The organism is Chthoniobacter sp. (assembly GCF_040003245.1).
Lineage (GTDB): Bacteria > Verrucomicrobiota > Verrucomicrobiia > Chthoniobacterales > Chthoniobacteraceae > Chthoniobacter.
In genome coordinates this window covers 1-25501 of sequence record NZ_JBDUCX010000031.1, presented here as the reverse complement: position 1 = coordinate 25501, position 25501 = coordinate 1, and the positions used below count along the sequence as shown (strand labels likewise).

The window sequence follows — 25501 nt, the reverse complement described above, 5'->3', positions numbered from 1 at the left end:
GGCTCATGATTTCCAGCGCGAGCGGGCGAGACGGAGAAGGCGCGGCAGTGCACCGAAATGCGCGACATGCGGCGCGGCGTGACGCAGGGCGCGCAGGAGATTGCGGCGAAAAAAGAGATTGTAGCAGAGGCTGGCGTAAAGGCAGCTCAGCGGGGAGTGGCGATTCTGGGCGACCGCTTCATCGTGATGTTCGACGAATGCTCCGGGCAAGCAGCGACTGCGCCAGCCACGCGCATAGAGCAGCGCCCCAAACTCGAGATAGGACGAGCCGTAGCCGAGCTCTTCGACAAACCGGAATCCACGCTCGAAGACTTCGCGGGGATAAATGGTCGCACCGTCGGCAATCGCCCAATTGTCGTCCGGATCCGCCATGGCATGAGCGACGCCGCTGGGGTGCAGTTGCGCGGCATAGGGGGTGAAAGTGTTGGTTCTTTCGTCGATGAAGCTTTGTTCACCGCATGTCCAGAGCGCGTGCGGATCGCGCGTGACGGCCTCGAGGCACGCGCGCAAATGGCCTGGCGGGAGCGTGTGATCATCGTCCATCGTCCGGATGTGGGTGCCGCGGCAAGCCTGGGCCGCGGCATTGCGATTGGCATACAGTCCTCGCCGCGGGCCGACGACATGCCGGGCCTCGAATTCCTGTGCGATCGCGGCGGCGACGGCAGGGTTTTCGCTGTCGTCGGACACGATAACTTCGAACGCCGGCGTGTCCTGCAAACGCAGGCTGGTCAAGCAGCGGCGGAGACTGTCCGGGCGGTTGCGCGTGACGAGCGCGATGCTGAGACGAATGGGAGCGCTCATGCGGTCAGGGCAAACCAAAGGTCCCGCGGCTGCCTCCACGCACACCACACGGTGTGACGTTTCAAGGCGAAGGGATTCGCGGAGGCATCGTTGACACCCGCGTCGGTGGTGAATGCGGCACGGTAGCCGGCCGCGGCGACTTCCTCGGCGAGAAGCGGAGTCCAGTCGCCCCACGGATAGGCAAAGGTTTCCACCGGGACTGCGAAGCGGTCTTCAAGTCGGCGACGGCTCGCGTGAATCTCTTCTCTGGCCACGGCGGGCGACAGCGACGTGAGCCGGGCGTGGGTCATGGAATGCGAGCCGATCGAGTGGCCGGCAGCGAGCCATTCGCGTACTTGGGTTTCGTCCATCAGGGCTGTGCCAGTGTGGTCCCAATCGTTGGTCTTACCAAGGCGATCGGCGACGAGAAATTGTATCGCGCGGAATCCATGAGTGCGCAGCGGTTCCAGAGCGGCGAGCGAAGTGGTATCACCATCGTCGAAGGTCAACCAAATGCTGGCGGGCGCGCCCGGCACATCGTCAGGCGTGGCGGAACGGAAACCGGCAGTTTGCAACTCGCCAAGCTGGCGAGTGAATACGCGCGTGGGCAGCGTCAACCCGCGGTGTTTCGTGAAGAGCGCGCCGCGCCCGAGCCGATGGTAAAGCAGCGCCGGCGTGCCCTGACGAAACGCCGCGGCAAAAGGAGCGAGCTGGCAATAGTGATCAGGGGGTTCCATCACGGCGGGCTAGTCCGGGTTGCATCTGACCAAAGCGCCAGTCCCAATAAAGGATGTAGGGCAACACGAGCGGGAAGGTGAACCATCGCCAGCATACGGCAAAGCAGCGGCGGCGCGGCCAGGGCGAATCCCGACGGGTAACGAGCTGAGCGGTCTGCCTCAACAGCAGCCTGGTCTCGTCGGCCACCGCGACCGGAAATGAACGCGGTTGGCCTGTCTTGAGGCGATAGAGACTCATCCAACGAATCATCCAGGTGCGCCGCCACAGTCCGTTCCAATCAATCCGCCGCGGCGGATGATGCGCGAGCGCGTCCGTGGCAAACTGAACCCGCAATCCAGCGTGGGCAATCCGCCACGCGAATTCCATGTCCTCACCTCCGGCTTCCAGAAAATCTTCATCGAAACCGCCAAATCGTTCAAAAACTTCGCGGCGCACGGCGAGGTTGCAGCTCCAAAGCACGCCACCAGACAGGTTTTCGACGTGCTCTTCGAAAGGCGAATCCGTGGCTCCCGGCGACACGACACGGCCCTCGACGACATCCGCGTTGCCGACCGCTTGCGCCAGCGCGGCGAGCCAGCCGGATTGCGGTTCGCAGTCGTCGTCGATAAAGGCGAGCCAGTCGCCGGTGGCGGCCCGTGCCCCGCTGTTGCGATTGGCGGCGGGACCGCGACGTGGGCCGGCAAGCCAGCGGACATGCGGGAATTCGCGACTGACGCGGTCGCGGGTAGCCTCATCGCGACTGTCATCGCTGACGATGATCTCCGCTTCGTCCTGCGCCAATCCCCGCAGGCAGCGGGTCAGCACTTCCGGGCGATGACAAGTCGGAATGACGACGCTGAATTTCATCGGCGGCGCAGTTGATAGAAAGGTGCGGCCAGACTCAGCACCGCCGCCAGGGGATCGCCGGCTCGCAGATCCTGGAGGGCCATGGTCTTCACGGCATAGGCCAACTGCCGCAGCCACGCTTGCCCGCGCAAGCCTTGCGGTGAGTTCCATCGGGCATAGCGCGCCAGGAGGGCGTGCGCAGACTCGCCGCGCAAGCTCATCGCGCACAGCGCAGGATCGGCGACGACATCCCAACCGCCGGCCAGCAGGCGGTGCCCGACATCGGCGTCTTCGCCCGAGCGCAGGGTGACATCGAAGCCACCGGCTTGCTCGATGGCTTCACGACGCAAGACGCACAAGCCCGTCGCGAGCAGCGCCTGACGATTGAGCACCGGCGGCTCGGATTTGAACAGGTGGCGTCCGCGCCAGCGGTCAACGAACGTCCGGGGGGCTTGTTGAATTACATGCGCAAAGACGGCGGCCACTTTCGGCTCCGCAAACCAAGGTGCGGCGTGCGCGACAAAGTCCTCCCCAGGGGCCAGCGTAGCGTCGCACATGAGGACAAACGGCGTATTCGTCACACGCAGCCCTTGCGCGCGTGCCGCGCCGCGTCCGCTGTTCTTAGAAAGTCGTATCACCTTCGCCCCGGCGTGCTCGGCGAGATCAGCAGAGCCGTCTGTAGAGCCATCGTCGATCACCAGGATCGATTCCAGAGTCGGCGACGCAATGCGCCACGCGGAAATCACCGCCGGCAAGGTGGCCGCAGCTTGATAGGCAGGGATGATGACGGAGAATTTCATGACCGCGTCTGCCAGGTGTTGAGAATCTCCGCGTAAAGCTGACGATGGCGCTCCAGAAAAAGAGCTTCACCGAAATCCCGCACTACCCGGACGCGTGCGGCATCTCCGATCTTTTTGCGCAATTCGACATCGGTGAGTGCGGGCAATAACGCCGCACTCAAAGCATGGCCGGAGATGTCGGCAGCGAGGAGACCGGTGACGCCGTGCTCGATCTGCTCGACGACGCCTCCCGTCGGCGTCGCCACGACACAACTACCAGCGGCCATCGCCTCGAGAACCACGCAGGGAAAGTTTTCGGCAGGCGAGGCAAATAAAAAAATATCGGAAGCGCGATGCAGTCGCGCGAGTGTCGCGACATCGGCAACGTAGCCAAGGGATTGGCATGACCATCCGGCAAGGGCCTGACGTGCCCAATCCGAATTCTCGCCAACCAAAATGAGATGTGGGCGCCGGTCGGGCAGTGTCGCCGCGGTGGCAGCGAGGGCAGATTGGACAATAGGGAAACCCTTTTGCTCGTCGCGAAAGTTCCGGTTCACAATCAGGATGGTCGCCGTTTCCCGATCCACACGCGCTGTCTTTTGCAGCAGCGTAGAAATTTCTGCGTCCACGGCGTTGGGGATGTGATGGACCCGCCAGTTTCGGCCGACGGGACTGGTCCGCACAATGTCTGCGAGCCATCGGGAGGGTGCAATAACTTGCAGCGGCAATTGCGCGAGATGGGCGAGCTTGGCGGCCAGTTTTGCGGCGGTGTCGTCGTGTGCCGCAAGAGGCCAGCGACCGAGTTGCGGGCAGTCGCCACAGGCGTCGAGATACCGTCGGCAATCCCGGGGGTGATCGCATCCCCCGGTGACACCCCACAGCGCGTGGAAGGTCCAGACAAGGGGCTTGCGGCGGGCGACGGAGGCGAGCGACTCGATCGTCGCGTAGCGGCCGTGAAAGTTATGCAAATGAATGAGATCGCATGGTGCTTCAGCAAGGCGACGGAAGGCGCGATCGGTCCATGTGTCCCGCGGTGCGAAATGCTCGACGATGGAATGCAATCGCGTGTGGCTCAGCCGGGCGAGCAGACGCGGATAGAGGCTCTGGACCTCGGGTGAAAAAGTCTTTCCGTCCGCCACGGCGAGGCGCGCGGACGGAAAGCCGCGCCGGAGCTGGTGGACAACGGTTTCCGCACCGCCCAGTCGGTATTGATTGTTAACGAGCAGGATGTTCACTGCCGGTCCACGCCGGGGTAGTACTCCGGATTCGCGCGAATGGCGGCCCGATGTTTGGCGATGAATTCTTCGACGGTGCCGACGACACGGGCGGGGTTGCCGGCCACGACAACACCAGGTGGCACGTCTTGCGTGACCACCGCGCCCGCACCGACGATGGAACGCGGTCCGATCTCGACCCCGCACAGCACGATCGCCTGCGCGCCGATGAAGCATTGATCATGGATGACGGTACGGCGTCGAAGCGATACGCGATCAAAAAGGCCCGTGCCGCGCAACTCCGGAAGAAACAGCGCCGGTGACGCATCGTGGCCAAGGATTGTGCAGTAGGTGAGCACGCAATCGTCGCCGATCTCGATCGGGTCGCCATCGGGCAGCAGCGCGCCGTGAATGTAACAGTTTTCCCCGATGCAAATACCCGCACGACGATACCGCTCAATCGTGTCTGCAAGCTCCTCCTTGGGAGTTGGCGCGGCGACAAAACCGAAACGAACCAGAAGGCGGCGGAGGCGGTGCACAGCCTTTTTTAGAAAGGGCGCACGGGGCGCGCAAGCCTGCGCGCCACGGCCCTGGATCGCGGCGATGGCCCGAAGCATGGCGGCGTTCTTGCGGGCGCTGACGCTTTGATCGTGAATTCGATAGCGCACCAGAACATCGCCCAGAACCACTAGCTCGGATTGCGAGGCCAGGCGGACCCACAAATCATAATCCTCCGCGGGCTCAAACTCCTTGCGGAATCGCAGCATGCCGAGCGCGGAGGCGCGCAGCATGACACTGGATTGCGCGATCCGATTTTGCGTACAAAGCCGGGCGCGGAGGGCGCCAGGATCGGGTTCGGAGAGATCGAAGAAGCCGAGCGAATTCCCCGCCCCGTCGATGTGCTCGATGGAGGATCCGACCAAGCCGACGTTGGGATGAGCACGCAGCCATTCGACTTGCCGAGCGAAACGCTGCGGCACGGCAACGTCGTCGGCGTCGAGAAACGCGACGAACTCGCCGCGCGCTTCGGCGAGGCCGCGATTTTTTGTTTCGGCGGCACCAAGATTGGTGGCGTTGGCAAGCACACGGCAGCGGGGATCGGTGAAGCTGGCCAGCACTTCGCGGCTGCCGTCAGTCGAGGCATCGTCGATAATAATGAATTCGAAATCACCCAGCGTTTGCGCCAGGGCGCTGCGGATGGCCTCACCGACGTACGGAGCCGCATTATAAACCGGCATGATGACGGAAATGATCATGCGAGGCCCATGGTTTGGAAGGCCGCGGTAAAGCGATGTTCCCACGTATGCTCACGAAGGGCGCGGGCGCGGCCGGCGGTCGCGATGGCGCGGCGGGCCTCGTCATGCGCGAGATAGTGGCGGCATTTCTCGAGCAGCTCCTTGCGGGAGCGCCACGTTTCGATTTCGACGCCCGGGATGAAAAAGTCCGTGAGTTCGTCGCTATGCTCGGCCAGGTAAAAGCCGCCACTCATCGGCACCTCGAAATCGCGCAAGCGCACTTGCGTGAGGCGTGGTGCGGCCTGATTTTCGCCCACCGTCGCGAAACCGAGATTTACTCGAGCGCGGCTGTAGAGTTCGACCAAGGATCGATCGTCAAGCACACCGCCGACCGCGTCCGCCGGAAGGCCATGTGATTTGGGGAGCCAGCGACGCAGCGGATTCCGCGTCGGCGGTGCGACGTGATATTCCCAACGCGCACCCCAGACGCGCACGTCCAGACCTTGCTCCCGCAGCCAGAGAACGGTATCCGGGCGATCCGCATAGCACTGGCCGGCGAAGGCGACATCGAATTCCAAGGGCACGTCGGAAGGTTGGTAGACACGAGGGTTTGCAGCCTCCTGGCAATAGATGGGGTGGGCGCCGAGCGCGCGATAATCCTCGAGACGAAACCGCTCGGGAACGAGGCACCAATCGTAATGCGGCGCGATCTGGCTGACGAGGTGAAGCTGATAGCTCGCATTGCAGAACCAATTCACTGTCACGATGCCGAGCGCGCGAATAGCGTCGAGCACCGCTGGCTCGACGCAAGCATCGTAAAAATAGCTAAAAAAAAGCTGCACGGGTTTTTCCGCGTGAGCGGCGCGGATTTGGGCCAGCAATGCTTTACCGAGACGCGGACGATTGTCCGTAATGAACGCGGCGGCTTCGGGGCGCGCGGGATCGAGGTGCCGAAACGTGGCGGCGAGATCGTAGCGAAACTCAACGACATCGTGCCCGAGCGAAACCAGCGAGTCGTGCAGATTCGCCCGCCAGAGCTGCGAAGCGAAATCGGGATTCGGACTTGAGTCGGCAGCGTAGAAGATCCGCATCAACGGTGGGAGAGGCGACGCCCGAACTGGATCGCCGGGGCCTCCACCCAGCGATGCAGCGCGAGGGAGAGGACCAGGACCAGCGGGGCGCCGATGACTAAAAGCACGATCAGCATTTGAGGAGCAGTGACGGCCGGGAGCGCGCGGAAAATAACTGGCTGCAAGCCCCAGAGGACCAGCATATGACCGAGATATGTACTATAGGACACGCGACCAAGCACCTGAAACGGGCGCGAATTCAGCAACGCTTTGAACCACCCGCGCGCCGCAAATACGGCGGCCAGCGTGGCCAGCCAGAGCGCCAGCGGGATCGAGAGGGTAAGAAAGAGCACCAAAGCGGCGAGGCCCCATAGAGCGGGCGCAACGCGTTCGCCGGAGTCGTGGACCGCGCGCCAGATTTCGTGGGACACGATGCCCACTCCAAAAAGCAGGAGCTTCTGCGGAAGAAAAGCTTCCATCGGAAACCAGACGCTGAGAGGCGGGCTGTAGCGCAGCAACCAGCCGATGCCCGCCAAGGCACCGAAGATCAACCAAGCCGGGCCGCGGCCCTTATCGAGAAAGAGAAAGAGCAGCGGGGCAACGAGGTAAAATTGCCATTCGAGCGAGATGCTCCAGGCGGGGCCAAGGAAGGCGACGGACGAGCGCGGCAGGATCGTCTCGGGGATGGTGCTTTGCAGCATCGGCACGTGCGCGAGCAAATGCGCGGCAAAATGATCTTCCTCGTATTGCCAGTTCTGTCGCAGCGCGGCGAGATGCTCCGCACCCACCAGCGGATCGCCCAACGGAGGATGGCTGAGGATCATCGCGATGCAGGGGCGCACCGCGAGCGAGCCGAGGAGGCAAACGGCATAGGCCGGCCACAACCGGAGGAAACGGCGCGTGATGAAAATCGGATAGGGCTCGCGCGCGTCGTGCCAGAGCTTGTGAATGACAAAACCGCTCAGGAGGATGAAGACATCCACCGCATAGTCCCCGTGCACGAGAATGCGGAGACCGCGACCGAGACCAGCCTCATTGTAACCGGCCTGCTGCAACGTGTGGCAAACGACCACCCACCAACTGAGCAGCCCACGCAAGCCCTCGAGTTCCGGAAGCCGGCGCGGCGCGGGAACGCTCATGCCGCCTTGATTTCCGGGCGTTCGATGGTGAACAGCACTCCGCAACCACTGGCACGATGGGGCTGCGGGCCAGTGGCAATTTCGCCGATGCTGAGGGCGCCGACGCCCTCGGCATAGTAGATTGATTTTTCGTCACTGGTTAGGCCGACGGCGAAGGTCACTTCAGCCGCCGCCAACGGAACATCGCACTCAAAATCCGCGGTATATCGTCCGGGCGAGAGATCGCGCGGCGCGCTCCACCAGGTAACGAGCGGCGACCCGTCGAGATTCTGCAAGCCAAAGCCGGCAATGACATGCGGGAGGGGGCGGTTCAGCTCGAACTCGACCCGCGCACGCCAAGGTTCGCCCAATTGAAAGGTGGAGCGCGCCTTGCCATCCAAACCAGACACGTGAACGGCGATGGCCCGGGCGGGCGCCTCTCCTTCTCCATCCGGCAACTCAATCGTCGAGGCTTGTGCGGAACTATTGAGCGCTATGTAGCGGGCCAGCACGCCATCGACGGCGCCATCTTCGATCACCCGCCCGCCCTCGATGAGCAAGGCGCGACTGCACAGGCTGTGCACGGCGGCCATCTGGTGGCTGACGAAAAGCACCGTGGCGCCGCTGCGGTGCGCGACTTCGTCCATTTTGCCAAGACATTTGCGCTGAAAAGCCAGATCCCCGACGGCCAGAACCTCGTCCACGATGAGAATATCCGGGCGCAGATGCGCGGCGACGGAAAACGCGAGCCGCACGTACATGCCGCTGGAGTAGCGCTTCACCGGCACATCGAGAAACCGCTCCGTCTCGGCAAAGGCGACAATGCTATCGAACTCGCGGTCGATTTCACGCCGGCTCATGCCGAGGATGGCGCCGTTGAGGTAGATGTTCTCCCGCCCCGTGAGCTCGGGATGAAAGCCGGTTCCAACCTCGAGGAGCGAGCCGACACGTCCGCGCAAATCGATTTCGCCCCGGGTCGGCGGCGTAATCTGCGAAAGGATTTTTAAGAGCGTGGATTTGCCCGCGCCATTGCGACCGATGATCCCGAGCACTTCGCCACGACGCACCTCGAACGAGACGTCTTCGAGCGCGTCAAACTCCGTTTCGCGCTGCCGACGGGTGAACGGCTGACGGAATGTTTGCGTGACCAATTCCGCCAGCGTGGTGGCGCGATGCCGTGTCGTCGCCACACGAAACGTCTTGCCGACATGACGCACCGAAATGACGAGATCAGATGACATCGGCAAATTGCCGCTCCATCCGGCGGAAAACGATGAGCCCGGTAATAAAGAGGGCAACTGCCACAGTGCAGGCATAGATGCTGGAACGCACGCCGATCTCGCCGTGACCGAGTAAGGCGACACGGAAGCCCTCGATGAGCGCCGCCAGCGGATTCAGTTTGTAGAGCAGACGCGGCAAACCGGGCGGGATCACGGCGATCGTGTAGCCGACCGGACTGCCATACAGCAGAAACTGCAGGGCGACAGGCAGGACATGGATGACATCGCGATAGGCCACGGCCAGCGCGGCGCAGAGAAGGCCAAGGCCCGTGGCCAGCAACAACAAGAAGACCAGCCAGAATGGCGCGGCGAGCAGGGAAAGGCCGGGGGTTTGACCGGAAATGAAGAGCAGGATGGCCCCGACCACCAGCGCGATGACGAAATCAAGCAGCGTGGACAAGACACCGGAAAAGGGCAGGAGCAAGCGCGGGAAGAAGACTTTGGCGACCAGCGATGCATTGGCGACGAGCGACCCGGAAGCCTTGAGCACGACGCCGTTGAATAGATTCCAGGCGAGCAGACCGGCATAAGCAAACAGCACGTAGGGCTGGTCACCGGAGTCGAGCCGCGCGACGCGGCCGAAGACAAAGGCAAAAATGCCCGCGCCCAGCAACGGCTGCAGCACGACCCAAAGAACGCCGAGCGCCGTCTGGCGGTAACGCAGCTTGATATCGCGCAGGGCCAGCGCAAAGAGCAGATCGCGGAAACGCCACAACCCGGATAGATCAAGCGCCTCCCACGTGCGCGGAGGGCGAATGCGCACGACCGGAGCATTCGCGGCAAACGCAGGCAATTCGTCCATCGCCGGGGCTGCGGACACGGATTGAACAATCGGCGCGCTCATGACGCGACGGTCTCTCCCACAGCGGCCAGCGCCGCGTCGGTCATTTCGTCCACCAATGCGTTGAAATCGTAGGATGGCGACCAGCCCAAAACATTTCGCGCCTGTAAGGCGTCGCCGCGCAGTTCCAGTTCCTCGCTCTCGCGGAAAAAACGATCGTCGGAAACCACGTAATCGGATCCGTCCAGGCCGGCACGGGCGAGGGCGCGCTGGCAGAACTCACGCACCGAGTGCGTAACGCCGGTAGCAATGACAAAGTCGCCGGGCTTCTCCTGCTGGAGCATGAGCCACATGGCGCGAACGTAATCGGCGGCATGACCCCAATCGCGCCGCGCATCGAGATTTCCCAGTCGCAACTCGGTCGCGAGCCCCGCCCGGATGCGCGCCGCACCGGTGACGATCTTTTGCGTGACGAATTCCGGGGAGCGACGCGGACTTTCGTGATTGTAGAGGATACCGCTGCTGGCGTGCAGGCCATACCGCGCGCGGTAGTTGCGCACAAGATCGAAGCCCGCGACCTTGGAAATGCCGTAGATGCTCCGGGGAATGAAGGCAGTACTTTCATCCTGCGGCGTCTCGCGGGCCGCGCCGAACATCTCACTCGTCCCGGCAAAATAAACCCGGCACGCCGGGGCGCAATCGTGGATTGCCGAGAGTAAATAATGCGTGCTGCCAATATTGGCATGCAGCGTCTCGAATTCCTCCTCGAACGAGTAGCTGACGAAACTGGAGGCCGCGAGGTGATAACACTCCGCGGGGCGAATCTTGTTCACGATTTTGAACAGGCTCGCAAAGCTGTCGAGCGACGCCGCGTGCAACTTGATGGCAGCGAGCAGATGACGGATCCGGCCGAGGCGTTGTTCGGGAGCCTCGAGGGCGGTGCGCCGGACCATGCCGTGCACTTCGTAATCCTTCTCGAGAAGCAACTCCGCGAGATAGGAGCCATCCTGACCGGTGATGCCAGTGATGAAAGCAATACGGCGCGACATGCTAGACGTTGGCGCGGTCGCTTTTGGTGGCCGAGGCGTAGTAATCCGGGTAGCGGTAGTAGTAGTACTCCTGCATGGCCTCGGAGACGTCGTTGCAAACAATGCCGATGATATTGGTCTGCCGTTCGCGCAGGAGTTCCAACGCCTTGCGGCTGGCTCGCGTACTCGAGGAGGTGAAGCGGAAGACGAAAACCGCGGCGTCCGCCTTCGGCGCGAGACTGGTCGTGTCATCTGCGGCCATGACGGGGGAACTGTCGAGGATGGTGTAATCGAAATCGGCATGCACCGCCTTGAGAAAATCGTCCGCGCTCTTGCCAAGGTACAACTCGCCGGGATTCGGCACGCCGCGCCCGCGCGAAAGCAGCGTGAGGCCGGGAACGAGCGTGAGTTGCATCGCGTCTTGCAAGTCCTCGTGGCCGGCGAGGACGTCGCCGAGACCGGATTCATTGGACAAACCAAAGGAGCGGTGCAGTTCGCCCCGACGCAGATCGCCGTCCACCAGCAGCACCCGCGAACCGGCCAGTGCGAGCGTGATGGCGAAATTCATGGCCACGGTGCTCTTGCCTTCGTTGGGCACGGCACTGGTGACGAGAATGACCTTGGGGCGCGGCCCCTCGACGGGCAGGAAGATGATCGACGAGCGGAGTGAGCGAAAGGCCTCGGCGAAGGCGTGGCGCTCATCCTCGGGCATCAGGATCGCCGGCGCGCCCGTCTCGCCATCCGCCGGGCTGTGCGGAATCTGCGCGAAAACGCGATCGCGGAAATGGGATTGAAACTCGGTGTAGGAGGCCACGCGGTCGTCGAGTTGATCGATGAGGACAAGGCACAACAAACCGACGAGCAGCCCTAGCGCAACGGCGGTGCCGATGGTGCGAGGAACTCCCGGCTTTTGCGGCTGGGCCGCACTGGCGCGCTGGCGGATCGAGACGACTTCCTGGTCGACGTTCCGGTTGATCTCGACGTTGCCCTTCGAGCGGCTGAGCGACTCGAGCTGCGAGCGCTTGCGGGAGAGACCGGCCTGGATGGTATTGTATTCCGCCAGCCGCCCGCTCAAATCGAGCGCCTTGGTCTCCCACTCCTGGATGGTCTTCTCCAGGTTCTGAATTTCGAGCCGCGTGCCCTCACGGCGTCGCTCGAGATCCTCGGTGCTCTGCTTGCGAAAGACGTCGATGAGCTGCTGCTGCTGCGCAATCTGCCGGTCGAGATCCACGATGATGGGATGCTTGGGGCGAAGGTCCTTGGCGTATTCCGTGCGTTCCGTGCGCAAGACTTCGATCTGCTGCCGGGCGCGCGTGTATTCCATGTCAGCCCGACTGGCCGCCCGGGGATCGCCGCCGGCGGCGTCCTTGTTGTTATCCTTGTTGGTGGCGCGCCGGCTTTCGTCGCGGGCCATCTTTTGATCGACCTGAAAGAGATCCAGCAACTGCGCCTCATTTTTCAATTCAGCCAGCTGCGTGTTGAGCTTGGCGAGATAGGCTCCGGCGCTGTTGCCCCCCTGCTCGAGGAAGCCCACGTTGTTCTCGCGCTGAAAGGTGATGAGCTTCTCCTCTTCCTTGCGGACGTCGCCCTGCACCCGCGCGATTTCATCTTCGATGGAGCTCTCGGCGTCCTCGCTCTTTTGCGTCCGCATTTCGCGCCGGGTGGCGATGTATTCATGCATGATCGCATCGAGAAATTTCTGCGGGTAGGTCGGTTCCGCCCCGGTCGCAGTGAGGATGAAAATGGACGTCTGCGGCAGGGGCGCGACCATGAGATCGATGGGAGTGGCGGCCAGTTCCGGGTGCGCGCCGCGCACGAGAGCCTCGGCGCGCTGGCGGACCGCTTCATCCTGCATGAGTTCGCGCTGCGTGGAGATGAAGAGATTCATTTCCTCCGTATAGGTCGCACCCTCGGGCAGATTGATTTTTCCGCTCACCATCATGCGCCCGGTGGAGACATACACGACCTGCTGGTGAGCCATCTTCCAGGCGCCGATGGCCAAACCTGCGCAGGTGGTGAAGAGCACCAGCCACCAGTATTTCCGCAACAGCGCGCGATAACGGTAGAGCTTGGTATGGATCAGGTACCACCAGGAGGCGGTATCATGTTCGCGCCCGGGCGCTGGCGAAGAGGGAGTATCCATCGCAGCTCAGAAATTCACAAATTTCTCAGGAACGATGATCGTGTCGTCGGGCAGCAGCTCGGGATCCTTGTCGAGTTCGCCACGCACCGTGATCGCATCGAGGTCGATGATGGTCGTTTGTGCTGTGCCGTTGGCGGTTTTACGCACGAGTTTGATCTTCCGGCGATTGGCGAAATCCGCGAGGCCACCAGCCTTGAGGATGGCTTTGCTGAGCGTGAAGCGCTCGTCAGGCGGAATCTCAATCGGACCCTGCTGGTGGACCTGGCCGCTGAGGTAGATGCGCCCACGTGCCTTGGAGCTCACCGCGTCGAGGCCGACGATGACTGTGGCCTTGTAAAAGTATTCCTTCTCGAGCAGCGGCCTGATCGAGTGCGCGAGCTCCTTGCAGGTGCGGCCAGATGCCTGCACGCGACCGATGAGTGGCACCTCGACTTCTCCACTATCGGCGACGGTCAGCCCCACGGGCTGGCGGCGCTCTTCCACCACCCGATAGCTGAGGCGATCACCCGCGCCCAAGCGGCGCGAGGAATCGAGAACCTCCATGGAAGTCGTCGCCGCGACCACGGCGGAGGCATCGCCGACCGGGGGCCTTTCCGCGGGGGCCGACTGCTGCGCATCGACGGGCGCGACGGTCAGCAGCAGGATCAGGCCGCAGAAGAGCCATGCATATCGAGCGATCGCGAGATTCATGGGTTAGAAGTCGTATCTTACGACCAATGTGCCAATGTTCTGGTAATAACTGCGCAAAGGCAAATCAGAGTCCTTTTTCACGTAACGATAGCCGAGGTCGACGGAAACCTTGTTGCCAAGACGCCAGGCCAGCGACGCTCCGCCGCCCCAGCGAAAGGAGTCCTCGGAATTCTGGGCCTCCATCGTGCCGGATTCATTCGCGCTCTCGGCGAACCCTTCGATGGAAGCGGTGAGCCGCGGATTGATCCGCCATTGCGCCAGGTAACGGGCGTAGTTGTACTCGAAATAGTTGACCTCGAGGCCGAGCCGAGCCTCATGGCCGGCGCTCAGTGAATGGCTCCAGTACTGGTTGAGACGTTGCGCCACGGTAGCGTTTGCAAACCAGCCGGTGTAATCCGTCGTGTCCCCGCTGAGGCCGCCCTGGCTGAAATTCATTCCCTGGTAGCCACCGGTGATCCGCAAGGTGGTGTAGTTCGAGAGTGTGGTCTCCACAAATGGCCCGGCGCTCCAGGTCGTCCCGTCGTTGTTGAATCCGGTGCGGTAATTCACGAGCGCGGCGCTGCCATCCAATCCGACGATCATCGCATCGCTCAACTGCAAGCTGGCGCTGGCGGAAAACTGCTCCTCCTGTCGATCGAGAAAATCGAAGTCCTTGCTGAACGTGCGGTAATCGAAGTGATCGTAACCCAGCACGATCTTCAGATCGTTGAAGTCAAACAACGCCGTGACTCCCGCGGCATTTTGAAACCGGTCGAAGCGCGCCGTGTTGCTCAGGGTGGGCTCGTCGATCGGATTTTGCAGAATGGCAAACCGGTCGTGAAAGGTGAGTTTCAAAACGCCGCCAACGTAGACGTCGAAGGAGATTTGCGATCCCGGGTCGAGCAGGAGGCTGCGCGTGTCGAGGTCACCGTGCTGTGTGTATTTGGCGTAAGCGACGCCGATGTTGAAGCGCAGCGTATTGAGCGTGGTGACGTGCCACGCGCTGTCGATCTCGATCGACGGACGCAATATGAGATCGCTCTGGCGATCCTTTTCGGCCAGCCCGACGTTGTCGTTGTATTCCACCCCGAGTGAAGCGGAGGCGGAAAAATCAATCGGCCCCGCCTTGAGAAAAGCGTTCGTCATGGTCTTCTCCGGCTTCCGTGCCTCGGAGGAGAGCGAACCGGCGTAGGAGGGTCGAATCGATTCTTGCGCAAAACCGCGGGTCGCCAATAAAAACACCCCTATCAAAACGAGATGCCAGCAGACAGTTTTAGTAGAGTGGAAGGCCGGTTGAAATTTCAATTCGCTATTTGTGGGGAATTACACGTAGTGTGAAAAAGCCAGTTGACAATAATAATTATCAGCCGTGCTGTAGACCATATTCTACATATTTTCCCGTATGAAGCATCGATTACACCTACCGCTCTATTTTTTGGGGTTAATTGCGTCGCTTCGACTTGCCGTAGCAGTGGACATCACGGCAGCGTTGCAGCAAGAAGTCGCGGCTAATACGGCTTCCGCTCCGGCGGCGATCAATCGAACGCTCAAGGCCGCCGGACCCAATGCGGCCTCACTCGCCGGGCCCGCCACGATTGCCGCGATCCAGAGTCTCGGTGCGGACGCCACCTCAAAGCAAATTGCCGCCATAGTCTTTGCGGCCGTCCGTGCGGTACCCGACAGCGCCTTGCGCATCGTGCGCGCGGCCGTGAGCACTGCGCCCAATGCCGCTCCGGAGATCGCCGCCGCCGCCGCTCGCGCCGTACCCAATCCATGGAAAGAAGTACGCTATCAACAAGGAGCACCGCCCGCAACGTCACCACAGAACACGACGCTGCTGGCGGGCAATCGTGAGCCTGATTTCAAATCCACGGTTGATCCGACCTTCCTGGACGCACTCGCGGCCGTGCTCGACCCTGCGGCGCCGGGCGATCCCATGTCGCTGGCCGAGGCCATCGTGCAGACGGCCGTCGATACAAACTCAAGCGTCTCTTTGGCTGCGGTACAAGGTGCGGTCGACGCCGCGTTGTACGGCGACCCAGGCGAACTCTTCAACCGCGTGGGCGGCGTGCGGGGCATTTCCGGCGTGGGCGATGCCGGAAATAGCAACTACGCGAACGAACCGTTTGATCCGAACGATCCCAACGGACCAAAGGCCAAGAAAAAAGGGCTCGTCGTGAGGGGACCGAACAATCCCAATCCGAATCCCGTCAGCCCGTAGGGCGGTGCATTCGGCGACGCTCGCCGATGTGATTTGAAAGACGAGTGAGCGATTCATCCTCCAATCCGTTGGTGCAATCCATCCTGCTGCGCCTGAGGAAGGCGCTCGCGTATCTGCTTTTGCTCGTCCTGGTCGGTGGGGGGTGCTGGGAGGCATTTGCGTATATGAAGCTCCACCTGGCGCTCCGGCGCGCGCATCGCGAATTTTCAAACAGAGAGTTCATGCGGGCGGAGTTCTGGACAGGCCGCGCTTTCAGTGTGGACAGAGTGAATATCGAGGCGACGCGACTCATGGCGGAAATCAATGAAGCGCAGGATAAGCCCGAGGCACTCCGTTGGCGGATCCTGGTGGCGCAACGCGCACCCGGCAACGCGGGAGACATCATGGCTTGGGCGAAGAGCGCCTTTCGGTTTGGTCAGCGCGAAATGGCCTTCAAGGCCCTGAAGAGTCTCCCGGCGGAATTTCAAAATCAAAACGCCGAGTATCACGAGCTCATGGCCGGCTGTGCGTTGGCCGGTCATGATGCCGGACTGGCGGAGGAGCATTTCCTCAAGGCGGCGGAACTCGACCACGCGAATCCCGTGCACCGGGTCAACCTCGCAGCGTTTCGGCTGACCAACTCCTCCCGCTCCGAGACGCGGGCAGCAGCCGCGCGGGATCTGGAAGCCGCGCTGGCCGATCCCCACGCGAGCCTCTTTGCCGCGCGCGCGTTGCTCTTCGATGCGGTTCGCCGCCACGATCGCTCCGCCGCGCAACGGTTCGCTGAAAAGCTGCGTTCGATCCCGGAGCACAATTTCGGGGACGACCTGAGCTGCCTCGAAGTCATCATGGGTGAGCCCGCTTTCCGCCCGGCGCTCACGGAGATCGAGCACCGCGCGGAATCGGACGCACCATGGACCATTGAGATGGGAAATTGGTTGAACTCCCACGGCATGGCCGCCGAGACGCTACACTGGTTCGCCCAACTCCCGGAGGCGACCCAATCAAATATTCGCCTGCAAATGGCGGTCGCAGAAAGTTACCTCACCACCGCCGATTGGAACGGGCTCGTCGCGTTCCTGGAAAAGCGCCACTGGGACGACGGCGAATTCCTGCGCCGCGCCATGATCATCCGCGCCAAACGGGAATCCTCCCAGCCATGGGAAAAGGAGTGGAGTGAACTGGTCACCACCGTGGAAGCGAATCCACCCGATGGCTTTCTGCTGGCGCAAGTGACGGTGGGTTGGAGATGGCGCGCGGAAACGATCCAGTTGCTATGGGGAGCGGCGAACCGTCCGGCGACAAACTCGCTCGCCTTGCAGTCTCTTTGGGATCTTTACTCGCAGACGAATGAAACGCGCGAAATGCTACGCGTCGTCAAAGCGCAGCTCGACCTGGATCCATCGAACGCGACCAAGAAGAACAACACGGCCTTTCTCTCGCTGCTTTTGTACGGCGCCTCCGAGGGCTCCGAACGTCTCGCCCGGGAGGCCTTCACTTCGAATCCGAAAGTGCCCGAATGGGCGGCGACTTATGCGTATGCCCTGCATCTCGGGGGAAAAGAATCTGCGGCCAAAAAAGTGATCAACGAGTTATCTCCCGAAGCGCGCGCCCGTCCGGGTATCGCGCTCTATTGCGCGATCGTCCAGGCGGCCAATGGGGATGACGCGCAAGCCCGCGAGTCCCTGGCAAAACTCGATCCGCGCGGGATGCTTTCCGAGGAGCGGAAACTGGCCGCGGACCTGGCGCAACAACTCAAGGTCGCCAGCCGCTGATCTCACACTCCGCTGGGATGATCCTTCGCGATCGAGGCCGGCTCCTTGATCTCCTCGTGCTGTCTGTCGGTCGCCGGGCCGACCGATGGTTGCTTGATCAGATCAAAGAACTGTCCGGTGAGCGTCGTCGGAACCTGCGCATCGATGCCATAGCGCGACGGCCAGGATTTCGGCAGCCAGGCGGTGCCGAAGATCCGGTCGATGAGCGGGAAAAGGAACGCGAAGTTGCGGTCGCGATGCTGATCGTTGGTATGGTGCCAGTGGTGAAAGGCCGGTGACGAAATCAGCCACTCCAAAGGGCCCAGGCGCACACGAATATTGGCGTGGATGAAGAAGGTCCAGGCCGTGCCAAAGATCGTCACGATCGCCACTACGGGATCGATGTGGGGGCCCGTCGTCTGCGCCAACCCAAGGAGATAAACGGGCGCCAGCCCCGATAGCCGCGTGAACACCATATCGAAAGGATGCGCGCGTGTATTGACCAGCCAGTCGAGTTCTTCGGCGCTGTGATGGATGGCATGGAAGCGCCACAGCCGCGGCGACGCATGCATGGCGCGGTGCCCCCAATACGCGCCAAGGTCATTCACGACCAGCGTCAGCAACAGCTTCACCCACAGCGGCCACGCTGCGACCGTGGAATAATAGCCACCCGGATTCAGCTCTGCCAGGCTCCGGGAGAGCATGGCCAGCGGCACGGAGATGAACGCCGCCGGCACCAGGCTGTTGATGAAGTACCACCCCAGATCCACGCCGATCTGCTTCCGCCAGATCTTCGCGGGATGCAGCGCGCACAGCCGCTCCAACGGGACGAAGATGGCGACGAGGATCACGAGCCAGAGGGCGAGCCGTCCCGCATCGACCATCAAACCCAGCGCGTGCCGGAGGAGCTGATGCGTCATGGGGGCGAAATTATTTTGCTGAAAATTACGACCCGCTTAACCGATTCTCCCTCAACGGTATACGCCGCTGAATTCACGCCGCCGGCGCGAATTCCGACCGGCGGCGACGGCGGCGGACCATCTCGAAGCCGATGCACACCGCACCAAATCCCGCGAAGACCATCCAGCTCGAAAACTCCGGGACGACTTGCAAGTCCACCCCGGCCAGCAGGGCAAAGGGCGGCTGGCCATTGGGAGTTCCCGAGGCCAGGAACGACAGCGTTTCCGTGGTGTTGTTGGCGTAGAAGTAGAAGGTCTGCTGAAACCAGCCGCTAAAGCTTTCCGCCGGGTTATTGACGACCGGGGTCGTGAAATTGCCGGCGACGTTCCCCGTGCCCATGCTCACTGTCCACTGCGACGTCGTCGCTGTCGTGAAGGTCCCCTGTTGCTGCGCGCCCCCGTAATAAAACTTCAGCGCATACGTCTGCCCCACCGTCAGGCCCGTGATGACTTGCGTGAGCGCGCCCTGCTCGAAGGCGCCATCCGCCGCGATAAAATTTCCACCTCCGGGCGGCGCGGTCCAGGTGCTCGCCCCGCCATTGTGCGACCCCCACATGTAGGTGTTGCCGTAACCGGCACCGGTATTGAATTGACCAGGCGCCTGGTTGGGCTGGCCGGCGTTGGCCCCGCTGGCCTGCGTCCCTTGGTCCACATTGGTCGCCGAGTAGACAAAGTTATATCCCGCCGTCGTCCAATTCGCCACCGTCAGCGTGCTCCCGGTCCCCGTGCCAAACTGGCCGAAATACGGCGCCGACAACGCAGGCGCCCCGGAATAGGTGACGCTGGTAAAATTGCCATCCTGCACCAAATTCGCCGGCGCGCTCTGGACCAGGGTCAGGGCGAAAACAGCAAGGGCGGTAGTGCGGAAGGAGGTTCTCAAGGTGGGTGCGGGGTTTTCCAGCAGTGGACGTACCAAATGGGCTGATTTGGCACACCGCGGCGGAAATACAGGTCGCAAGCGCTAGGCTCCCAGTGTGGCGGGTTTACGTCGAAGCGCAAGTACGTATTCTTCCGGAGTTGTGATTTCCACAGTTATGCCGTTTTCTTGAATAGCCAGACTTCCTGCTGATGCCCGCCTCTCTCCCATCTCCCACGGACGCTCCCGGCCTGCCGTCGGCCAGCGCCCCCCCACGGCGAGGCAGGGGCCCGGCTGCCCTTTTCCTCACCGCCGTCGTCCTGGGACCCGCCCTCTCCCTCTGGCATCTGCACGGGCAATGGGTTCCGGACGGCGCGTATGCCTATGGCTGGATCGTCCCGGTAATGGGCGTCTACCTCGCCAAAATCCGCTGGGACGACCGCCCGGCCCCCTCCGCCCCTTGGAACGGCGTGGCCGCTCTCGTCGTCCTCCTCGCCCTGCTCATCATCCCCGCCCGCTGGCTTCAGGAAGCCGCCCCCGAACGCAGCATCTGCGGCTGGGTCCATGCCCTCTCCGCCGTCGGCATCTCCCTGTCCCTCATCGCCCTGGCCGGCGGCACCGCCTGGGTGCGCTGGTTCAGCTTCCCACTCGCCTTCCTCCTCACCGCCGTCCCGTGGCCGCACAGCATCGAGCTGCTCGTCACGAATACCCTCATGCACAGCACCGCCGGCGCCACGGTGGAAATCCTCTGCCTCATCGGCGTGCCGGCCGCCCAGGTCGGCAATCTCGTCCACATCGAAACCGGCGTCATCGATATCGATGAAGCCTGTAGCGGCATCCGTTCGCTGCAAGCCATGGTCATGCTCTCGCTCTTTCTCGGCGAACTGTTCCGTCTCGTGCCGCCGCGGCGCCTGGGGCTCATGGCGCTCGGCATCGCCCTCACGCTCGTCGCCAATGTCATCCGCACCGTAGTCCTCTCCAGCATCGCCGTGGCCCATGGCATGAGCGCCGTCGACCGCTCTCACGATGGCGCCGGCGTTGCCGTCCTCATCTTCTCGCTCTCCACCACGCTCTGCGCCGCCTACCTGCTCCGTCCGAAAAAAGCGCCCGCACCGACGCCGCCCATCCCTTCCCCCAGCGCGCTCCCATTCCCGCTCCCGTTCCATCTCAGCGCCGCACTCGTGCTCTGGTTCGTCGTCGCGGAGATCGCCGTGGAAGCCTGGTACCGCGTGCGCGAACCCAAATGGCAGGGCTGGAGCTGGAGCATCCAGTGGCCCACCCAAAGCAAAGCCTTCAGCTTGATCGATATCCCCCAGCGTTCCCTCCGCCTGCTCAGTTGCGACGACGCCCATGGCGCCGCCTGGCTCGAGCCGGCCGACGGCAGCGACTGGTCCGCCTATTGGATCCGCTGGAACCCCGGCAACCCGCAGGCCGAATCCGCCAAAGTCCATCGCCCCGACGTCTGCCTCAATTCCCAAGGCGCCACCATGGACCGCGACCTCGGCACGCGCCTCAGCACCGTGGGCGGATTGCAGATCCCCTTTCACGGCTACACCTTCCGCGTCGGCGAAACCGTCCTCTACGTCTTCTACTGCCTCTACGAGGAAATGCCCGGTGCGAAATCGCCCGCCACCGCCAACCCGCAATTCGAAGCGACCGACATGTTCCAGCGCGCTTGGGAAGGCCGCCGCCACATCGGCCAGCAAAGCCTGGAAATCGCCGTCACCGGCTTCCGCTCCGAACAAGCCGCCCGCGAAGCCTTCGAGGCACACCTCAAGACAATGATGCAAGTCCGCCCCGGCGCGGTCTCTCAATAGCGACGACCACGCTCCTGTAGCGGCGGTCTATGACCGCCGAGACCTCGCTCACGATCCGGCGGTCATAGACCGCCGCTACAGAAATCGTCTCCTCGTTACCAAAGTGAGGCTTTGGTAACGGGGGAACCTGCTCTAAAGGCAGAGGCTGGGGAGGCCAGAAGCGGGAGGGGGTGCGAAGCTGCGGTGACATTCCATGCTGAATAATCAAACCTCATGACTGATTCCACTCTGGGCGCGACTGAACGAGGACGCATTGCGACGGCGGAGTTGTTCCGCCGGAGGTCGCCCATAGGTGGAATGGCGAGGGCGCTTTTGCTCTGCGGAGCGCTCTTGAGCGGGGGGTGCGCGGCCTACGGCCCGCCGCACGCGGGAGAGCGGACTTATCGCGACCTGGTTTTCGCGGAGCCGGGCGGACATCCCTTGCGCATGGACGTCTATGTCCCGCAGTCTTCGCAACCGGTGCCGGTGGTGATGTGGATTTTCGGGGGGAGCTGGAAGATCGGGAGCAAGGGGTATCACGTGAATTTGCGCGATCTCACCCGTTCGGGGATCGCCGTGGCGTCGATCGAATACCGCTTGAGCGGGACGGCGAAATATCCGGCGCAGTTGGACGACTGCGAAACGGCGCTCCGGTGGTTGCAGACGCACGGCCGCTCCCTCGGGCTCGATCCGCGACGGATCGGAGTCAGTGGCGAGTCGGCGGGCGGCCATTTGGCCGCGCTGTTGGGCACGGTCGAAGGGACACCGCGGATTCGAGCGGTCTGTGCGCTCTATCCCCCGACGGACTTGGTGAGCCTGGGTCGGAAATACGCGAATCCCAAAGGGCCCAGCGACATCGAGCGGCTGCTCGGGGGACCGATCGAGCATAAGCTCACGCTGGCCGCGGCAGCCAGCCCAGTGAATCATGTCAGCTCCTCATCGCCGCCATTTTTGATCATTCACGGAGCTCGCGATGAACTGGTGCCCCTGGAACAAAGCCGCGAGTTGCAGCGTCGTCTCACGCAAGCGCACGTCCCATCGCGTCTCATCGTTGTGCCCGGAAAAGGGCATTGGTTTCTCCTCGATGCACGCCAGTTGAACGAGGTCGCGGAGTTCTTCCGTTCCCACCTCTGAGCAGCGGCTTGCGGTCGCTGTCAGACGGGGCGAGGGAACATGCCTTTCCTCCCCAATAGAGCCGGGGTCCGATCGAATCGGGAACACCGCAGACGGTCCTCCGGCAAACGCTTCGTAAACGAGCGATCATACACAAATGTAAGAAAGTTTCCTATGCCTCCATAAGGAATTTTCTTATTAGTTGGGTATGAACTCGGCGTATCCCGTAACGCTTGACCCGGTCGCCGCCGCCGTGGAGGAGCACCTCCGGGAAATGCAAGCCGGCGGCTATGGCGAGCTGGTCGTTGAATCCAAACCACCGGGAATCATGGTCGGCTTTGGGGGCGTATGGGCCCGAGGAGAGAACTACGATATCGCCCTCGTGCGCCTGGCTGGGGCCGTCCTCAACGATACGCGCATGGGAAACGTATTCCTGCAACGCATTCGCGCCTCGATCCCAACGGGCAAACCGGAATAATGTCTCACTGCGGAGCAGCCGCTGAGGCGCGGAAGAAAAGAATAGAGAGACCTGATTCTGCGGCGCCTCATTGCGCAGTCTAACGCCGTCTCCGCCACCCATGAAGCGCGGCTACTTGAGAGCGGCGATGTTAATCGTGGTCTGCGCCAGTTTGGTCAGCTTCACGTCGGTCGCCGCCTCTTCATTGAGAGTCTTCTGGAGCACATTCGCGCACTCCTTGTCACCGAGCGTTTCGGCATAGGTCCGGGCGCAGCCGTAGCCAGCCATCTCGTAATGCTCGACCCGCTGCGCGGCGGCAATGAGGCCGGCATCGCGCACCTCTTCATCGGCTTCTTCCTCGATCATCTCGGCACCTTCTTTCAACACACCCTCCATCCCTTTGCATTTCGGGCCGCGCGTGGATTCGCCATGCTTGGCGAGCAGCTTTTCGAGACGTACGGCGTGCTCTTTGGTTTCTTCCAAGTGTTTCTGGAAGCCGGCTTTGAGCTTCGCATTGGAAGCCGCCTTGACCATTTTCGGCAAAGCTTTGACGATCTGCTTTTCCGCGCTGTAAAGGTCCTTGAGTTCGGTGATGAAGAGGTCCTTGAGGGTTTGTAGTTCCATGGATATTAGTTCGCTCCTGCTTTGTTAAGCGGCTGTAAGAGAACACCCGAGCTACGTTTATGTGACCTGGCGGCACAAAAATGGGCTGCGGAGGATCAGACCTTCCGCAACCCAAAATAGGTTGGCTCTTAACTCGAGCTATTAGTTGCCGCCGTTACCCTTGGGAGGGTTTGGCGGGGGCGTCGCCGGCTTGTCGCCGGAGGAACCGGGCTTGGCGGGACTACCCGGTTGCGGTGTCACCTTGTCGTCGCCCGACGGCTTGGTGGGAGCGGGAGCGCCCGGTGCCGGAACGGGAGCGCCGGGTTGTTCAGGAACCGGCTTATCGCCGGGTGACCCGGGCTTGGCCGGAGCGGTAGGCTCCGCGGCGTACAGGCCTGCGGTTAACATGGCGGTAAGTGCCGCGGTGAGAATACTGGCAGTTAGTGTTTTCATTTCGAATAGCACATCGCATCCCGACAGGGCCCCGGCTGCGGCAATAGATTAAAACGTGATCTATCGCGCCGATAGATTCTGCTCCCGCAGGCGCGTTCGCGCCTGCTGCCGGCGCGGATTCCCGCGAGTCACTTTAAAGGAATCATGACTCGCGCGTCTTTGTCGTGGACGATGAAGGCGAGGACTTGCGTGGTGCTGGTCCCGGGATTGCGGGAGACGACATGCGCGGATTCCGGCGGTTCGTAGAAGCGGTCGCCGGCGGTCAAGCGCTGGAGCGGCTGGCCTTCCAACTGGAACTCCAGTTCGCCGGTGAGGACGTAGCCCACCAGGAAGCCGGGATGCTGATGCGGCGGGGTGGAATCGCCGGGGGCAAAGGTCGCCCGCAAAAGGATGATTTCACGGGTGGGGTCGCCGGGGTACGGCTCGCGTAGCAATTCGACCGGCCGGGACGTGGCGGCGGCGTGGGCCGCGGCGGGCAGTTCGGGTGCTTCGTTGGGCGGTCGATTGACCGGCTCTGAATTGGCCACTTCTTCCATGGAGGCTGTTTTCATATGGTTTCTCCGTGGCATATTTTGAGGAATTTGTCAGCCTCTTGTTGGTCGGGAGGAGATGCGGGATTTCGGGTCGCACGCGCCGGACGACCAAGCTAACGGGTGAACTCTCGATGGGCTTTTCCCCGGTCCAAACTTTTCGTTTGCCATGGTCTGCGCCTCGCGGCGCAATCTATGATCAAATCTTTGAAGACTTCGTCACCATCAAGGAAGCGACGGCGCGCTTCCCTCCAGTTCCTCGCCGTGCTCCTGCTTTTCGGGAGTGTGGGTTGCAAACCGGTTCCCCCCTCGTCCGCGCAGGCATCATCATCGGCGTCGCAGACCCTGGCGCAAGCGGTGGCCTCGCCGGCGCCGGCGGGGCGGAGTGAGACGGAGACCTTCTTCGCGGACTGGCTGAAGGCGCATGGGGAGAAGGCGGTGGTGGTGGACGCGCGGGGCGTGGGGCTCAAGGGAAATGAGACGCGGCTCAAAGCTTCCACTTATGGGGTGAATCCGACCAAGGCGGGGACGCTTTCGGTGGAGATGGAGTTTCGGGTGGCGCTGCCAGGCGGGGGCGAGATCGTGGAGTTCCTGGCCGGCGTCGGGGAGGACGAGACGAAGGCCCGGAAGGATTGCCTGGCGAATTTCATCCTGACGACCTTTCACGTGATTTATAAATCGTTCATGAATGCGGCGGATCCGCACCAGGAGATCGAGACGATGGCGATCGATGGGCAGGACCGGGCGGTGGCGCGGGGCAATCTGTATGTGCGCGGGCAGAGCGGGTTGGACGACGCCCAGATGAAAGCGATCAACGAAGGCATTCGCGACCTGCTGCGGCAGCAGCATTTCGATGGGCGGCCGCATTGGGTGAAGATCGTCTACGGGCAAATGAAGAGTCAGCCGATGACGGTGGCGACGACGCGCGACAACCACGACGACGACGCGCTGACCGCCGCGGTGGTGAAGCAGATCGCGTGGCCGGCGCGGGACGAATTCTACATGGCGAAGCAATTCATCGTGATCCAGTAGGAGGCGGCGCGGGCGGCGGATAGAGGAATGGACGATGGAAGATGGAAAAGAGCTCGCGTGGTGTAGGGCGCGTGTCCCCACGCGCCGG

The 25501-nt window shown here is 62.3% G+C and carries 25 protein-coding genes; 6 read left to right on the top strand and 19 right to left on the bottom strand.

Annotated elements, in window-relative coordinates; genetic code table 11:
• Positions 1–3: 3 nt before the first annotated feature.
• From ABJF10_RS06205 to ABJF10_RS06140, 14 genes are read right to left on the bottom strand one after another with little or no spacing between them, the layout of a single operon-like run.
• Positions 4–801 carry a glycosyltransferase family 2 protein gene (locus ABJF10_RS06205; RefSeq protein ID WP_348543663.1) on the bottom strand — a complete coding sequence of 266 codons (798 nt, stop codon included), beginning with the start codon at positions 799–801 and terminating at the stop codon, positions 4–6.
• Positions 798–1517: a polysaccharide deacetylase family protein gene (locus ABJF10_RS06200; RefSeq protein WP_348543662.1), complete on the bottom strand. Its 720-nt coding sequence runs from the start codon at positions 1515–1517 to the stop codon at positions 798–800. The genes ABJF10_RS06205 and ABJF10_RS06200 overlap by 4 nt, the downstream gene beginning before the upstream one ends.
• A complete protein-coding gene (locus tag ABJF10_RS06195; protein WP_348543661.1) occupies positions 1504–2364 on the bottom strand; it encodes a glycosyltransferase in 861 nt (286 codons plus the stop codon). Before ABJF10_RS06195 ends, ABJF10_RS06200 begins: the two co-directional genes overlap by 14 nt.
• On the bottom strand, positions 2361–3143 hold the full coding sequence (locus tag ABJF10_RS06190) for a glycosyltransferase family 2 protein (protein ID WP_348543660.1): 783 nt from the start codon (positions 3141–3143) through the stop codon (positions 2361–2363). Before ABJF10_RS06190 ends, ABJF10_RS06195 begins: the two co-directional genes overlap by 4 nt.
• Positions 3140–4357, bottom strand: coding sequence for a glycosyltransferase (locus tag ABJF10_RS06185; protein WP_348543659.1), 1218 nt, complete (start codon positions 4355–4357; stop codon positions 3140–3142). Before ABJF10_RS06185 ends, ABJF10_RS06190 begins: the two co-directional genes overlap by 4 nt.
• Complete coding sequence (locus ABJF10_RS06180; RefSeq protein WP_348543658.1) at positions 4354–5592, bottom strand: glycosyltransferase; 1239 nt, start codon at positions 5590–5592, stop codon at positions 4354–4356. Before ABJF10_RS06180 ends, ABJF10_RS06185 begins: the two co-directional genes overlap by 4 nt.
• Positions 5589–6662 carry a glycosyltransferase gene (locus tag ABJF10_RS06175; RefSeq protein WP_348543657.1) on the bottom strand — a complete coding sequence of 358 codons (1074 nt, stop codon included), beginning with the start codon at positions 6660–6662 and terminating at the stop codon, positions 5589–5591. The genes ABJF10_RS06180 and ABJF10_RS06175 overlap by 4 nt, the downstream gene beginning before the upstream one ends.
• Positions 6662–7780, bottom strand: coding sequence for an acyltransferase (locus tag ABJF10_RS06170; protein ID WP_348543656.1), 1119 nt, complete (start codon positions 7778–7780; stop codon positions 6662–6664). The genes ABJF10_RS06175 and ABJF10_RS06170 overlap by 1 nt, the downstream gene beginning before the upstream one ends.
• The gene (locus tag ABJF10_RS06165; RefSeq protein ID WP_348543655.1) at positions 7777–9000 is read right to left on the bottom strand and encodes an ABC transporter ATP-binding protein; all 1224 of its coding nucleotides are present in this window, start codon (positions 8998–9000) and stop codon (positions 7777–7779) included. The genes ABJF10_RS06170 and ABJF10_RS06165 overlap by 4 nt, the downstream gene beginning before the upstream one ends.
• Entirely contained in the window at positions 8990–9841 is an 852-nt protein-coding gene (locus tag ABJF10_RS06160) for an ABC transporter permease (RefSeq protein WP_348543654.1), read from the bottom strand. Before ABJF10_RS06160 ends, ABJF10_RS06165 begins: the two co-directional genes overlap by 11 nt.
• Before the next feature lie 38 nt (positions 9842–9879).
• Entirely contained in the window at positions 9880–10869 is a 990-nt protein-coding gene (locus ABJF10_RS06155) for a GDP-mannose 4,6-dehydratase (RefSeq protein ID WP_348543653.1), read from the bottom strand.
• 1 nt (position 10870) lies between these two features.
• Entirely contained in the window at positions 10871–12991 is a 2121-nt protein-coding gene (locus tag ABJF10_RS06150) for a polysaccharide biosynthesis tyrosine autokinase (protein WP_348543652.1), read from the bottom strand.
• 6 nt (positions 12992–12997) lie between these two features.
• The gene (locus ABJF10_RS06145; protein ID WP_348543651.1) at positions 12998–13681 is read right to left on the bottom strand and encodes a polysaccharide biosynthesis/export family protein; all 684 of its coding nucleotides are present in this window, start codon (positions 13679–13681) and stop codon (positions 12998–13000) included.
• Positions 13682–13684: 3 nt separating this feature from the next.
• Complete coding sequence (locus ABJF10_RS06140) at positions 13685–14806, bottom strand: outer membrane beta-barrel protein (protein WP_348543650.1); 1122 nt, start codon at positions 14804–14806, stop codon at positions 13685–13687.
• A 256-nt stretch (positions 14807–15062) separates the two neighbouring features.
• On the opposite strand from ABJF10_RS06140, the gene ABJF10_RS06135 reads away from it, so the two are divergent.
• The gene (locus ABJF10_RS06135; protein ID WP_348543649.1) at positions 15063–15881 is read left to right on the top strand and encodes a hypothetical protein; all 819 of its coding nucleotides are present in this window, start codon (positions 15063–15065) and stop codon (positions 15879–15881) included.
• A gap of 44 nt (positions 15882–15925) precedes the next feature.
• Positions 15926–17635, top strand: a complete 1710-nt coding sequence (locus tag ABJF10_RS06130; RefSeq protein WP_348543648.1) for a hypothetical protein — start codon at positions 15926–15928, stop codon at positions 17633–17635.
• Between the two features lie 2 nt (positions 17636–17637).
• On the opposite strand, the gene ABJF10_RS06125 is transcribed toward ABJF10_RS06130, so the two are convergent.
• Together ABJF10_RS06125 and ABJF10_RS06120 are read right to left on the bottom strand one after the other, a co-directional pair.
• Complete coding sequence (locus ABJF10_RS06125) at positions 17638–18534, bottom strand: sterol desaturase family protein (RefSeq protein ID WP_348543647.1); 897 nt, start codon at positions 18532–18534, stop codon at positions 17638–17640.
• Positions 18535–18607: 73 nt separating this feature from the next.
• Positions 18608–19453 (bottom strand): hypothetical protein, encoded by an 846-nt coding sequence (locus ABJF10_RS06120; RefSeq protein ID WP_348543646.1) that lies wholly within the window; start codon positions 19451–19453, stop codon positions 18608–18610.
• A gap of 188 nt (positions 19454–19641) precedes the next feature.
• Here ABJF10_RS06120 and ABJF10_RS06115 point away from each other — a divergent pair, with 188 nt between their 5' ends.
• From ABJF10_RS06115 to ABJF10_RS06105, 3 genes are all read left to right on the top strand, one after another.
• Positions 19642–21246: an exosortase/archaeosortase family protein gene (locus ABJF10_RS06115; protein WP_348543645.1), complete on the top strand. Its 1605-nt coding sequence runs from the start codon at positions 19642–19644 to the stop codon at positions 21244–21246.
• 213 nt (positions 21247–21459) lie between these two features.
• Positions 21460–22359, top strand: coding sequence for an alpha/beta hydrolase (locus tag ABJF10_RS06110; protein WP_348543644.1), 900 nt, complete (start codon positions 21460–21462; stop codon positions 22357–22359).
• Positions 22360–22546: 187 nt separating this feature from the next.
• Entirely contained in the window at positions 22547–22816 is a 270-nt protein-coding gene (locus ABJF10_RS06105; RefSeq protein ID WP_348543643.1) for a hypothetical protein, read from the top strand.
• A gap of 111 nt (positions 22817–22927) precedes the next feature.
• Here the strand turns inward: ABJF10_RS06105 and ABJF10_RS06100 are convergent, their stop codons facing one another.
• The 3 genes from ABJF10_RS06100 to ABJF10_RS06090 all read right to left on the bottom strand — a co-directional run bounded on the left by ABJF10_RS06100 (position 22928) and on the right by ABJF10_RS06090 (position 24402).
• Positions 22928–23419: a ferritin-like domain-containing protein gene (locus ABJF10_RS06100; RefSeq protein ID WP_348543642.1), complete on the bottom strand. Its 492-nt coding sequence runs from the start codon at positions 23417–23419 to the stop codon at positions 22928–22930.
• Positions 23420–23560: 141 nt separating this feature from the next.
• Positions 23561–23851 carry a hypothetical protein gene (locus tag ABJF10_RS06095; RefSeq protein ID WP_348543641.1) on the bottom strand — a complete coding sequence of 97 codons (291 nt, stop codon included), beginning with the start codon at positions 23849–23851 and terminating at the stop codon, positions 23561–23563.
• A gap of 128 nt (positions 23852–23979) precedes the next feature.
• On the bottom strand, positions 23980–24402 hold the full coding sequence (locus ABJF10_RS06090; protein WP_348543640.1) for a cupin domain-containing protein: 423 nt from the start codon (positions 24400–24402) through the stop codon (positions 23980–23982).
• A gap of 174 nt (positions 24403–24576) precedes the next feature.
• On the opposite strand from ABJF10_RS06090, the gene ABJF10_RS06085 reads away from it, so the two are divergent.
• A complete protein-coding gene (locus tag ABJF10_RS06085) occupies positions 24577–25413 on the top strand; it encodes a DUF6348 family protein (RefSeq protein WP_348543639.1) in 837 nt (278 codons plus the stop codon).
• Positions 25414–25501: the final 88 nt, after the last annotated feature.